The sequence below is a fragment of the uncultured Roseovarius sp. genome (assembly GCF_963972555.1).
Classification (GTDB): Bacteria; Pseudomonadota; Alphaproteobacteria; order Rhodobacterales; family Rhodobacteraceae; genus Roseovarius; species Roseovarius mucosus.
The window spans coordinates 20094-33327 of record NZ_CAXAUM010000007.1 but is presented as its reverse complement, the minus strand read 5'-3'; the positions used below and the strand labels follow the sequence as shown (position 1 = coordinate 33327).

The 13234-nt window shown below is 61.2% G+C and carries 11 protein-coding genes; 7 read left to right on the top strand and 4 right to left on the bottom strand.

Translation table 11 applies throughout. The features are described 5' to 3' along the window. Positions 1–85 precede the first annotated feature (85 nt). The 4 genes from AACZ65_RS08725 (at position 86) to AACZ65_RS08710 (ending at position 5253) form a co-directional block, all read left to right on the top strand. Positions 86–967: a LysR family transcriptional regulator gene (locus tag AACZ65_RS08725; RefSeq protein ID WP_339669950.1), complete on the top strand. Its 882-nt coding sequence runs from the start codon at positions 86–88 to the stop codon at positions 965–967. Positions 968–1018: 51 nt separating this feature from the next. Further along, positions 1019–1732: a metallophosphoesterase family protein gene (locus AACZ65_RS08720; RefSeq protein WP_339669948.1), complete on the top strand. Its 714-nt coding sequence runs from the start codon at positions 1019–1021 to the stop codon at positions 1730–1732. Positions 1733–1828: 96 nt separating this feature from the next. Next, a complete protein-coding gene (locus AACZ65_RS08715) occupies positions 1829–3004 on the top strand; it encodes an acetyl-CoA C-acyltransferase family protein (RefSeq protein ID WP_339669946.1) in 1176 nt (391 codons plus the stop codon). Positions 3005–3090: 86 nt separating this feature from the next. Further along, positions 3091–5253: a response regulator gene (locus AACZ65_RS08710; protein ID WP_339669944.1), complete on the top strand. Its 2163-nt coding sequence runs from the start codon at positions 3091–3093 to the stop codon at positions 5251–5253. Here the strand turns inward: AACZ65_RS08710 and yaaA are convergent. From yaaA to AACZ65_RS08695, 3 genes are all read right to left on the bottom strand, one after another. Continuing rightward, positions 5238–6002 carry a peroxide stress protein YaaA gene (gene yaaA / locus AACZ65_RS08705; RefSeq protein WP_339669942.1) on the bottom strand — a complete coding sequence of 255 codons (765 nt, stop codon included), beginning with the start codon at positions 6000–6002 and terminating at the stop codon, positions 5238–5240. The two genes, AACZ65_RS08710 and yaaA, sit on opposite strands and share 16 nt — an antisense overlap. Before the next feature lie 32 nt (positions 6003–6034). Then, positions 6035–8071, bottom strand: a complete 2037-nt coding sequence (gene recQ, locus AACZ65_RS08700; RefSeq protein ID WP_339669940.1) for a DNA helicase RecQ — start codon at positions 8069–8071, stop codon at positions 6035–6037. A 79-nt stretch (positions 8072–8150) separates the two neighbouring features. Further along, positions 8151–8438: a YggT family protein gene (locus AACZ65_RS08695; protein ID WP_339669938.1), complete on the bottom strand. Its 288-nt coding sequence runs from the start codon at positions 8436–8438 to the stop codon at positions 8151–8153. Positions 8439–8566: 128 nt separating this feature from the next. Between AACZ65_RS08695 and AACZ65_RS08690 the strand changes: the two genes are divergently transcribed. The 3 genes from AACZ65_RS08690 to mepA are packed head-to-tail and all read left to right on the top strand — an operon-like array spanning position 8567 to position 11456. Next, complete coding sequence (locus AACZ65_RS08690) at positions 8567–9112, top strand: acyl-CoA thioesterase (protein WP_339669936.1); 546 nt, start codon at positions 8567–8569, stop codon at positions 9110–9112. Between the two features lie 56 nt (positions 9113–9168). Next, on the top strand, positions 9169–10554 hold the full coding sequence (locus AACZ65_RS08685) for an MFS transporter (RefSeq protein WP_339669934.1): 1386 nt from the start codon (positions 9169–9171) through the stop codon (positions 10552–10554). Next, on the top strand, positions 10533–11456 hold the full coding sequence (gene mepA, locus AACZ65_RS08680; protein WP_339669932.1) for a penicillin-insensitive murein endopeptidase: 924 nt from the start codon (positions 10533–10535) through the stop codon (positions 11454–11456). The genes AACZ65_RS08685 and mepA overlap by 22 nt, the downstream gene beginning before the upstream one ends. A 409-nt stretch (positions 11457–11865) precedes the next feature. On the opposite strand, the gene AACZ65_RS08675 is transcribed toward mepA, so the two are convergent. Beyond that, positions 11866–13128: an ATP-binding protein gene (locus AACZ65_RS08675; protein ID WP_339669930.1), complete on the bottom strand. Its 1263-nt coding sequence runs from the start codon at positions 13126–13128 to the stop codon at positions 11866–11868. Positions 13129–13234: the final 106 nt, after the last annotated feature.

Here is a 13234-nt window from a genome sequence, read left to right as displayed (position 1 = left end):
CTAAAACCACTCGGTGCCTGCCTAATTTCTTGGTGTGGGCATCTTAAGATCAGGAAAATCTGCCAGACAGGCTGTCTTGAACCCGATGGATTTTGCAAAGTTTGACTTGAACCTTTTGCGCGTACTCGACGCGTTGCTTATCACCCGTTCCACGACCATTGCAGCGCAACAGGTGGGCCTTTCCCAGCCAGCCGTGTCTTCGGCCCTTGGGCGGTTGCGACAGGCGTTGAATGATCCTCTTTTTCTGCGTGAAGGACGGCATCTGGTACCAACAGATTATGCGCAATCCCTCGCCCAACCCGTACGGGCCATTCTCGCCGAAGCCGAAGCGCTGCTGGCACGTCCAACGAGCTTTGATTCTGCTCGGTCCGAACGGCATTTCCATATCTTGGGGGCGGAATTCTGGGGTGCGCATCTCTTGCCCGAGCTGATGGCGTATCTGGCTTCCGAGGCGCCAGGCGTCACTCTTTTTTGTGCGACAATGCCCGGCGCTGATCCCACTGAAGCGCTTTTGCTCAAGCGCGCTGATATGGCGCTTTGCCCGATGTGCGACCTGCCGGATTGGGCGGCGGCACAGCCGCTCTATCGCGCGGGTCCTATGGTGCTGGCGCGGGCCGATCATCCGCGTTTGGCCGCGGCAGGGATTGCCCCCGGTGACACGCTCTCTCCAGACCTGGTGGCAGAATTGCCGCGTGCGGATTGTGTCGCTGCCCCCGGCAATGGGCACGGGCGGGCGGTGATCACTCTGCCTGATCTGCATACGCTTGCGACCCTCTTGGGGTGCACTCCGCTGGTGTCGATACTGCCACGGCCCTTGGCCGAGCATCTGGCCGCGCGTCAGGGTCTGGCTGTGTACGCCCTGCCTGATCCATCTCCCGCGACCGAGGTGGCGATGATGTGGCATGTCCGGTCGGAAAATGATCCCGCCCATCGTTGGCTGCGCGAGCGTTTGGCCTGCATCCTGTAACCCTAGTGGGAATCGCTGGACATCCGCCGCGCACAGGGGTTCAACGGCACCATGACTGAAGCGATTTATGCCATTCCCGATATTCACGGGCAGGATGCCCTGCTCGAAGATGCGCTTGACCGGATTGCTCGCGATGGTGGGAAAGACGCGCAGATCATATTTCTGGGTGATCTGGTGGATCGGGGGCCGAATAGCCGGGCCGTGATCGACCGTCTTATGACGGGTCAGGCACAGGGGCGGCCATGGACCGTGCTGCGCGGCAATCACGACCAGATGTTCGTCGATTTTCTGGATAGCGGCGTGATTCAGTCCCCGCATATCCGCTCTGGCTTGTCGTGGTTGCATCACCGCTTGGGTGGGGCCGCGACGCTCGCCTCATACGGGCTCGACGTGAGCGAAGACACGACAGAGTGGGAGGCCGCCCGCCGTGCCGTGCCCCCGGCGCATCGTGACTGGCTGACCGCTCTGCCGCTCTGGCAAGAGGCGGGGGAGTTGCTCTTTGTCCATGCCGGTATCCGCCCCGGCCTCAGCCTGCCCGCCCAAGACCCTGCCGACCTGATGTGGATCAGGGACGGATTTCTGGATTACGAGGCCCCGCACCCCTGGCTTGTGGTTCATGGGCACACCGCCCTCGAAATGCCCACTCATTTCGGCAACCGCATCGACCTTGATGGCGGGGCTGCCTATGGCCGTCCGCTCTGGCCTGCGGTGTTCGAGGGGCGCGATGCCTGGCTCTTGACGGAGACGGGCCGAATCCCTCTCTGATTGGGGCATGTCTAGCCTCTGACGACACGTCCCCGTTGCCATGGGTGTGCCCCTGCCGCTAGGCTCGTGCCAAAGCAACCCGGGGGGAGGATACCCATGACTGACATCGTGATTCTGGACGGATGCCGCACGGCGATTGGTACTTTCGGTGGGGCGCTTGCGGGCACGCCGCCCACCGCTCTCGGAGCCATCGTGGCGCGCGAGGCTCTGGCGCGCTCGGGCGTTGAGGGCGGGCAAATCGGGCATGTGGTCTTTGGCCATGTCATCAACACCGAACCGCGCGATATGTATGTCAGCCGGGTAGCGGCGATGGAGGCGGGTATTCCCGACACCACGCCGGCGATGAACGTCAACCGCCTCTGCGGCTCTGGCGCGCAGGCGATTGTTTCGGTCGTGCAATCCCTGATGCTGGGCGATGCCGATTTCGGTCTTGCTGGTGGGGCCGAGAACATGAGCCGCTCGCCTTTCATCATCCCCGATCAACGCTGGGGGGCCAAGATGGGCGACATCAAGACGCTCGACATGATGCTGGGCGCGCTCAACTGTCCCTTTGGCACCGGGCATATGGGCGTCACCGCCGAGAATGTCGCGGCAGAGCACGATATCAGCCGGGCCGATCAGGATGCTTTCGCACTCGAAAGCCAGAGCCGCGCCGCCGCGGCTATCGCCGAGGGCCGTTTCAAATCCCAGATCGTGCCGGTCGAGGTGCGCGTGAAGCGTGACATGGTGGCCTTTGACACCGACGAGCATCCCAAGGCCACCACCGCCGAGGCGCTTGCCGGTCTCAAGCCGGTGTTTCAGAAGGACGGCTCCGTCACCGCCGGTAACGCGAGCGGCATCAACGATGGCGCTGCCGCCCTTGTTCTGGCGCGTGCCGATGCCGCTGAGGCGGCCGGTCTCAAGCCGCGCGCGCGTATCCTTGGGTACGCCCACGCCGGTGTGCGCCCTCAGGTGATGGGCATTGGCCCGGTGCCTGCGGTGGAGATGCTGCTCAAGCGGATTGGACAAGAGGCATCCGATTTTGATGTGATCGAATCCAACGAAGCTTTTGCGGCCCAAGCGCTTGCGGTCAACAAGGGGCTTGGTCTTGATCCCGCCCGGGTCAATCCCAATGGCGGCGCGATCGCGCTTGGCCATCCGGTTGGGGCGACTGGGGCGATCCTGACGGTCAAGGCGCTCTATGAGCTGGAGCGGACCGGGGGCAAGCGTGCGATCATCACCATGTGCATCGGTGGCGGTCAGGGGATTGCCCTCGCGATCGAGCGTCTCTGAGCGGGTATTTTCAGCGGCTTTAACCGCATGTTCACGACGATGCCGGATGGTGACACGATCACGATCCGGCATGTCGGAGAACGGGCATGAGCCTTGCGAACAAACTGGCAGAAGAACGGCGCGCCAGACTGGCCGCAGAGCGGCTATTGGAACAGAAACAGGCCGAATTACAGGCCGCCAATCGCAAGCTGGGCAAGCATGCCTTGGCTCTCTCGCACGAGATTCACGAAACACGGGCAGAGGTTCAAACCGTCCGAGACGAGAACCAGCGTGTTAAATCCGATCTGAACGTCGCCTATCAAAAGGTCGAGATTGCCGAGCGCCGCCTCTGGCATTCGATCGAGACCATTCAGGACGGTTTCGCCTTTTTCGACGCCGATAGCCGGATGATTGCCGCCAACAATGCCTACCTCGCGGTCTTTGACGGGTTGGAGGCGGTCAAGCCCGGTGTCAGCTACATCGAGATCCTGCAATTCATCACCGAAGAGGGGATCGTCAACATCGGGGCGCTCAAGCCGCATGAATGGCGCGAGAAAATGCTGGACCGTTGGCAGGGGACGCAACCTGAACCAGAGGTGATCCGCCTCTGGAATGGCCAGTATATCAAGCTGATTGATCAACGCGGCCATGGGGGCGATGTCGTTAGCCTCGCGCTCAATATTACCGACACGATCCGCTATGAAAAAGAGCTCAAGGATGCCCGCCGTCGGGCGGAGGCCGCGAACCGGGCGAAATCATCCTTTCTCGCCAATATGAGTCATGAAATCCGCACGCCGATGAACGGGGTTGTCGGCATGGCAGAACTGTTGATGGAGACCGAGCTGACCGAAGAACAGCGGCTGTTTACCTCGACCATCAAGAACTCTGGCGAAGCTCTCCTGGTGATCATCAATGATGTGCTGGACTACTCCAAGATCGAGGCTGAAAAGCTGGTTCTGCACGCAGAACCCTTTGATCTGGAACGATGTATTCACGAGCTGGTGACACTGATGCAGGTCAATGCCCGTGATAAGGGGCTGGATGTTCTAGTGGATTACGATCTCTTCCTGCCGACGCGCTTCGTGGGCGATCCGGGGCGTATCCGCCAGATCATGACCAACCTTCTGGGCAATGCGGTGAAATTCACCGAAACGGGTCATGTTCTGGTGCGGGTGACGGGCCTGCATCCTGATGCCGAGGGGCGGGCGAGCATTCATGTCACAGTCGAGGATACCGGGATCGGGATTCCGCCGGACAAGATTGACCACATATTTGGTGAGTTCAATCAGGTCGACGACGAACGCAACCGCAAGTTCGAGGGCACGGGTCTGGGCCTTGCCATCTCGCAAAAGCTGATCCGGATGATGGGTGGCAAGATCTGGGTCGAGTCCGAGCAGGGCAAAGGGTCGATCTTTGGGTTTTCGGTTTCTTTGCCACTGGCAGAGATTGTCGAGGTCGACGTGCCCAACCTGATCAACGGCCCGTGCAGGGCGCTGATCGTCGAGCCGCAGACAGCCAGCCGCGCCATTCTGGAGCGACAATTGGACCAGTTGGGGATCACGGCGGTCTCTTGCCAGAGCGCGGCAGAGGCCTTGGCGCAGGTGGGCGCGGGGTTTGACCTGGTGGTGAGCGATCACAACATGGTCGGGATGGATGGGTTGGAGTTGGCAGAGGCGCTGCGCGAGAGTGGGCAGGACATACCCTTTCTGCTGCTCAGTCCCAACACCGGCTATGCCGAACAGGATCCGGCGCGCGTCCATGTGCAGGCGGTGCTGCAAAAGCCTGTGGCGCGGCAGGATCTCTTTGCTGCCCTGGCCGCCGTGATGCCCCCTGTCACCGCGCCCGACCGCGCGATGCGGGTGCTGGCGGCTGAGGATAACCGCACCAATCGGCTGGTATTTTCCAACATGGTCAAGGGGTTGGACATCGAGCTGAGCTTTGCCGAGAATGGTTGCGAGGCGGTTGACCTCTTTCGCGCTCTGGCGCCAGACGTGATTTTCATGGATATTTCGATGCCCAAGATGGACGGCAAAGAGGCCACGCGCGCCATTCGCGCGCTTGAGGCGCACAGCGGTGGCCACGTTCCCATCGTGGCAATGACCGCCCATGCGATGACCGGGGATGACACGGATATCATGGCGGCGGGTCTTGATCATTACCTGACCAAGCCGCTGCGCAAGGAGATGATCCTTGGCCACATCCGCGCGGCCTGTCCCAGCGGCGCACGTGCGCCCGACGGCGTGCCCCGCTCGGTTCAGGCGGTCGGATGATCACGCAGGAACACTGGCTGATCGGGTTTCGACAGGCTGGCCTCATGGCGATAGCCGCCGCTGTCAAAATCCAGAATGGCGTCGGGATCCGTCAGGCGGTTCTGGATGATGAAGCGTGCCATCGCGCCCCGTGCCCGCTTGGCGTAAAAGCTGACGATCTTTGGCGTGCCCGCCTTTTCCTCCATGAACACCGGCGTGACCACCCGCAGGCGCAGCGCCTTGCGGTCAACAGCGCCAAAATATTCCTGACTGGCGCAATTGATCAGCGTGTCGGTTCGGAGCGTTTCCGCCTGCGCATTCAGTGCCTCTGAGATCTGCGTGCCCCAATAGTCATAGAGCGTTTTGCCGCGCGCGGTCTTCAGCCGGCTGCCCATTTCAAGGCGGTAGGGCTGGATTGCATCGAGGGGGCGCAATAGCCCGTAAAGCCCGGACAGAATGCGAAAATGATCCTGCGCCCAAGACATTTCGTCCGGGTCTAGCGATCCTGCCTCAAGCCCCTGATAGGTGTCGCCGGCAAAGGCGAGCGCGGCGGGCTTCTCCTCCATCTGGCCAAATTCGGCAAAGCGGTCGGCATTGAGGCGCGCGAGGCTCTCGCTGATATGCATCAGTTTTTGCAGATCGCCCACGTTCAGCCCCTGTGCAACCTGTGCCAAATCCTCGGCCTGCTGGGAAAAGGCGGGGCGCGTCGGCATGATCCCCTCGACCGGGGTCATGTCCAGTTTCTTGGCGGGGGAGACGACGACAAGCATGCAATGTTCCTTTGGGTGACGCAGTCTGTGATTTAGGGCGCGGCGTGAAGAACGTCCAGAAAAGCGGCGCCAAAACGGGCGGCATACTTCTCGCCCAAGAGGCGCTCCATTTCTTGCGCGGTGCGGGGTCGTTGGCTTGCGACCTTCGCAACAAGTGCGGCAGAACAACTGAGCGGGCGATCAATGCCCGTTTCGCCCCGGCTCAGATCGGCCTGTGCTTGCATCAGGCGGTCGTAAACCTCGCCTGCGGAGCTGCCCGCAAGCTTGCGGCGGGTGGGATGAACAAGCTCTCGTGCCCCCGTGATCACCTCAAGAAACTCCGCTCCAAAGCGTTCCAGTTTCTTTGCTCCCACGCCACTGATCCGGGCCATTTGATCGAGTGTCTCTGGCCGGTTTTCGGCCATTTCGATCAGGGTCCGGTCGTTGAAGACGATGTAGGCTGGGACGCCCGCCGCCTCTGCCAGCGCGCGGCGTTTGGCCTTGAGCGCCGAGAGCAGCGGCGCATCCTCGTCAGACACCAGCGCACGCACGACGGGGCGGGGGGTATGGTCGATCGTATCCCGACGCAGGGTCACGCCCTCTTCACCGCGCAGGATCGGGCGGGCGGTCTCAGTCATCACCAGCGCGCCATGCCGCTCGCGGTCAGGACGAATGAGGTCACGCCCCATCATCTGGCGAAACACGCCCTGCCACCCGCGTTTGTCCATGTCACGCCCGACGCCGAAGGTGGGCAGTGCCTCATGTCCGCGTTGGCGCACCTTGTCGGTGGCCGTGCCGGTCAGGATGTCGATCAGATGGCCAGAACCGAAACTCTCGCCGGTGCGCAGAATTGCCGAGAGCGCCTTGCGCACCGACTCTGTGCCGTCGAATGTCTCGGGCGGGGTGTCGCAGAGATCGCAATTGCCACAAGGCGTGGCACTCTCTCCGAAATAGCGCAAGAGCGTGGCGCGGCGACATTCCAACGCCTCAGCTAAACCCAAAAGGGCGTTGAGACGTCCGTGGTCGGCCATGCGCCGGTCAGGCGGGGCCAATCCCTCGTCGATCTGAGTGCGGCGTAGGCGGATGTCATCGGGACCAAAGAGCGTGAGCGTTTCGGCGGGGGCACCATCGCGCCCGGCGCGGCCGATTTCCTGATAATAGCCTTCGATGGATTTGGGCAGGTCGGCATGCGCGACCCAGCGGATATCCGGTTTGTCCACGCCCATGCCAAAGGCGACGGTGGCCACCACGATCAGCCCGTCCTCGCTGCTGAACCGCCCTTCGACGATACGCCGCGCCTCGGCCTCCATCCCGCCATGATAGGCGCAGGCGGAATGGCCGGCGTCAGAGAGCGCGCGCGCAAGGGTTTCGGTCTTGGCGCGGGTGCCGCAATAGACGATGCCCGACTGCCCCTTGCGCGCGGCGGCAAACTCCATGATCTGCGCGCGCGGATTGTCCTTGGCGGCAAAGGCCATGTGGATATTGGGCCGGTCAAAACCTTGCAAGAAGGTCTGCGGCGGCTGCCCGTCAAAGAGCTTGTCGACGATCTCGTCGCGGGTTTCGGCATCGGCGGTGGCGGTAAAGGCGGCAAGCGGCACGTTGAGCGCGCGCCTGAGTTCTCCGATGCGCAGGTAATCGGGGCGAAAATCATGGCCCCATTGGCTCACACAATGGGCCTCGTCCACGGCGATGAGGCCTACACCGATGCGGCGCAGCATGCCAAGGGCAGAGCCCGCCGCAAGTCGTTCGGGCGCGATGTAGAGCAGACGCAAACGACCCGCCTCCAGTGCCTGCCAAACCTCGGCCGTCTCTTCGTCGGTATTGCCAGAGGTAAGCGCGCCGGCCTCGACCCCCGCCGCCCTGAGCGCTCGGACTTGATCGCGCATCAAGGCAATGAGGGGGGATATGACCACGGTCACACCCTCGCGCATCAGCGCAGGGATTTGAAAGCACAGGGATTTGCCGCCTCCAGTGGGCATGATAGCCAGCGTGTTGCAGCCGGTGGCGACGGTGTGAATGATCTCTTCCTGCCCGGGACGAAAGGCATCGAATCCGAACACATCGCGCAAAAGCGTGGCGGCGCTTGGCATGAGACCCCTGTAAGGTTTGACTATATCTGCTCTTACAAGAGGTTTTTCATACTAAGATTAGGTGAACAAGCCCTGGAAATCAGTAAAATGCCGCAGCGTTGTTGATCAGCACGATTCGCAGGGCATAAACCGCCACCAGAACCACCAGTGGGGCCAGATCAATCCCGGACATGGGCGGAAGGATGCGGCGTACACGGCCATAAATCGGCTCTAGCAGGCGATTGAGGCCATACCAGACCTGCGCCACAAATTGCTGCCGCGGGTTCAGAACCTGGAAATTGATCAGCCAGGACATGATCACATGCGCGATGATGAAGAACCACAGGATGTCGAGAATGAGCATTAGGATCTGGAAAAGCGATTGCATGGGCGGATATCCTCTGGGTCTGGCCGCCTATGACCTATGCAAGCGCGCGCCAAAGCGCAAGCCTGACGCGCGGTCGCGGTTGACGCGCCCCGACGCGGATGCCAAGCCGCCCGCGAAGGAGACCGAGCATGTATCCCGTTCTGCGCCTGATGTGGCAATTCTACCTGCACCGCAATTCCCCGCGCCTGCCGCTGACGGGGACGCATGTGTCGCACCACATTTGCATGCCTTGGGACATCGACCTGTGGCGAGAGTTGAACAATGGTCGGACGCTGACGATCTTTGATCTGGGACGGATACCACTGGCGGGGCGTGTGGGCCTGATTGGCGCGCTCAAGCGCAATCGCTGGGGTTTGGCGATTGCCGGGGCGAGTGTGCGTTATCGCCGCCGGATCACCATGTTCGAGCGGATCGAAATGCGGTCTCGCCTGCTGTCCTGGGATGATAAATTCGTCTACGTCGAGCAGTCCATGTGGAAAGCATCGGGCGAATGCGCCAACCACATCCTGCTCCGCGCGGCCATCACGGGGCGCGAGGGGATCATCGCGCCGGACCGTGCCGTTGCCGAAATGGGGCAGGACATACGCGCCCCCGATCTGCCGGACTGGGCCGCTGCCTGGATCGCGGCAGATGCCACACGTCCTTGGCCGCCCATGCCGGACACACAGGAATAGCTTGCGCAAACCCTGCAAGGGTTGTCATATCCCCTTGAAACCAAAGGGGTTGGGGCATGGCAGGCATATCGCAGCGCAAGCGGATCTGGGGCTGGTATTTCTTTGACTGGGCTAGCCAGCCCTATCACACGCTGCTTGTGACCTTTGTCTTTGGGCCCTATTTCGCCTCTGTTGCGTCCGAGTATTTCATGGGCAGCGGGCTGATCGAAGAGGCGGCGGATGCGCAGGCGCAGGCGATGTGGTCTTGGTGCCTGACGGTGACGGGGTTGATCATCGGGTTGGGGGCACCGATCATGGGCGCCTTTGCCGATACCACGGGGCGGCGGTTGCCATGGATCATTGTATTTTCAATGATTTACGTTCTGGGTGCCACGGCGATCTGGGGCATGCAGCCGGATGGATCGAACCTCTGGTGGGGGCTTTTTGCCTTTGGGTTTGGTTTCATCGGGGCGGAATACGCGCTGATCTTCATCAATTCGCAATTGCCCTCTCTTGGGATGCCAGAGGAAGTGGGCGACATTTCTGGTTCGGGCTTTGCCTTTGGCTATCTGGGGGGCGTCCTGTCGCTGATGATCGTGCTGGCGCTCTTGGTCGAGCAATCGAGCGGCAAGACCCTGATCGGGCTTGATCCGATCCTCGGGCTCGATGCCACGCAGCGCGAGGGGACCCGGGCCGTGGGGCCGTTCACGGCGCTCTGGTTCGTGGTGTTCATGGTGCCCTATTTTCTCTGGGTGCGGGATACGGGGCCACGGGGGCCGGGTGGGGGTGTGACCAAGGCACTTGGAACATTGCTCAAGACAATCAAGAGCTTACGCCACAGGCTGAGCCTGAGCACCTATCTCGGCTCGTCGATGTTCTACCGCGATGCGCTCAACGGGCTTTACGGTTTTGGCGGCACCTATGCGATCCTGGTGTTGAACTGGTCGATCACCTCTGTGGGCATTTTCGGGATCATCGGGGCGATTGCCGGGGCGGTGTTCAGCTGGATTGGCGGCAAGGCGGATAAGCGGTTCGGCCCCAAGCCGGTGATCAAACTGGCGATCTGGGCGCTGATCGGGGTCTGCGTGATCGTCGTGGGTATGGACCGGAGCCAGATTTTTGGGATGCCGCTGGCGGAGGGGTCTAAGTTGCCGGATATGATCTTTTTCGGGTGTGGCGTGCTGATCGGTGGCTTTGGTGGGGTGTTGCAATCGGCCAGTCGGTCGCTGATGGTGCGGCATACTGATCCGGCTTTACCCACTGAAAACTTTGGACTTTATGGGCTATCTGGGCGGGCGACGGCATTTATGGCACCGGCGCTCATCGGCCTTGTGACCACGCTGAGCGGGTCGGCGCGCATCGGGGTTTCGCCGGTGATTTTGCTTTTTGTGATCGGCCTTGTTCTGTTACGCTGGGTCAAGGCGGAAGGGGACAGGGAAACATGGGTCGGATCGTCGTCATAAGTGCGCTGTTGCTAGGGCTTGCGGGCTGTATGCAATCCAAACCGGAGCCTGAGGCAAGCGGTGTCTTGTCCAGTCAGAGTATCCCCGCCGCGATGCAAGGTGTTCATGCCAAACAACTTTTCGGCGCGCAGCGCGGCGCGTCAGAGCATAGCCCGGCGGCTTATGGCAGCTATGCCAAGGGCTGTCTGGCGGGCGGCGTCGCCCTGCCCGAGAGTGGACCCACCTGGCAGGCCATGCGCCTGAGCCGCAATCGCAATTGGGGACACCCGGAAACTATTGATCTGGTTCAGAAATTGTCGCGCGTCGCGGCGCAGCAGCCGGGGTGGAGCGGGCTCTACGTCGGGGATATCAGCCAGCCGCGGGGCGGTCCGATGCTGACAGGGCATGCCAGTCATCAGATGGGATTGGATGCCGATATATGGCTGAGACCGGCGGACAATCTGAATCTGAGTGCGACGCAGAGGGAAAATATCTCTTCTATTTCAATGCAGAGGGCGAATGGCGCCTATACCAACAGCCAATGGACCCGCGCCCACCACGAGATCGTAAAGGCCGCCGCCAAGGACCCGCGCACAGCCCGGATTTTCATTTTTCCGGGGGCCAAGGTGCAGATGTGCAAGGATGAACAGGGCGGTGATCGAGAGTGGTTGCGCAAGGTTCGGCCGTGGTACGGGCACCACTACCATTTCCATGTCAGGCTGAATTGTCCAAGCGGAGCAACGGGTTGCGTGCCACAAGAGCCGATGCCGCCGGGGGATGGCTGTGCCGATGCGCAAGAGTGGGTGCGCAATATCCTGAACCCGCCACCGCCCGATCCCAATGCGCCCGCGCCCAAGCCCAAGCGCGAATTGACCATGGCCGATTTGCCGGGCCAGTGCGTTGCGGTGTTGCAGGCTGAATAAATCAGCATGATGCGAAAATTTTTGCGGGCACCACATGATTTTGTTTTGACAAGCACAAAATCTGTGGCAACCTGTGGATAAGTTCAACAAGCGAAAGGAGGTGGTCCAGTGTCTATAGAGGGATTGGAGCGAGGTGTCGGAACAGTTCGGGAGGGGATCGCCTGAGGCAGCCCTTGGGTGAAAACGACCTGAATTGGTGCGCCTAACCGGCCCACCTCCGCGACTTCTAGAGGGCCGTTCCCAGATGGGACGGCCCTTTTGATTGGGCGGTTTGCCTGTGTAAGTTCTGTAAGCTTTGTAAGGGGATTTTGTAAGGTCGCGGGGCATTTTGGGGGCCTCGTGACGATTAAATCGGCAGAGAGCCTCGGATCAGGTTCGGGGCGGGGATCTGCGGGGGCATGGCCGTGCCTCAAATCAGCGGCAAGATCAGCGCAACTTGCAACCCGCCCGACGGCCGGTTGCGCAATTCGAGCCGTCCGCCTGACTGCTCGGCAAAGCCCTTGACCATCGAGAGGCCAAGGCCCGAACCCTCGCCCACCTGCTTGGTGGTAAAGAAAGGCTCTGTTATGCGGTCGATCATGGCGAGGGGCACGCCGGGGCCGGTATCCTCGATCAGGAAAGCCACCTCGCGCGCGTCGGGATTGTCCTGAGCCGACAGTCGCAAAACGCCCCCCTCGGGGTGCATCGCATCGCGGGCATTGATAGCACAATTCAAGAGGGCTGTTTCCAGCAATTGACGGTCTGCGTGCAGGGTGAGATCGGGCAAGTTGCCCGAGAGAACGACGCGCACGGATTCAGGCAGCAGGCGGCGCAGTGAGAGGGCAAATTCCTCGAGAAAGGGGCCAAGGGCGATGTTGCTGCGGATCATCTGGGATTTGCGCGAAAAGGCCAGCAGTTGCCGCACCAGATGGGCGGCGCGGTCGCATCCGGTGCGGGCCTCATCCAACATGGTTTCCCGCTCTGCAGGATCGGGCAATTCCGAGGCCAGATCGAGATTGCCGCGGATCACGGTCAGGATATTGTTGAAGTCATGGGCGATGCCGCTGGTCAGTTGACCGACCGCACGCATTTTTTGCGATTGCACTTCGGCCTCTTGGGCGCTGCGCAGGGTGGCGCGGGTGCGCATCATCGACAGATAGGTCATCATATAATAGGCATTGATGCCGAACCCGGCAAAGACGATGGCGATCTGATGGCTCTGGGTCTCGGTCTTTGCGACAAAGGCCAGCACGATGCCGATGACGCAGAATGTGATCAGGAGCGTGTCCCACATCGCCAGATAAGTCAGATCGGTGTGCCGGCTGAGATTGTAGAGGCCAAGGCCGATCAGCCCGCAGATACCGATAAATTCGAACACCCGGGCATCGAGCGTGGTTAGATAAACGGTCATGGCTGCATACCAGCTTGAGATGATCATGCTGGCGAGAAAGAGCGCGCAATAGGTCGCGCGCCCTTTGGGCAGTTTTGGGGAGCGCAGGAAGAGAATGTAAATCCCGTTGAGGAGACTATAGCCAAAGCCCCATGCCAGCATGAGCGCCTGCCCCGTGCCGATCCAGAGCAGGACAGCGCCTCCGACGACGATGGCGTGGCGCGTGAGAATCTCGGTCACGGAGGTGGCGTCCGCGTGTCGGAGGATTTCGATCTGGCGGCGGTATTTAGCCGTGTCTGTCATGGCGGCCTATGGGGATGAAACGAAAGGCACGTCATAGGAGCATAGGCGAGAAGCCCCTTGCGACGCCACCCAAAGGTTGCGGGGCGGGTGTGTCTTCGATGGGGCG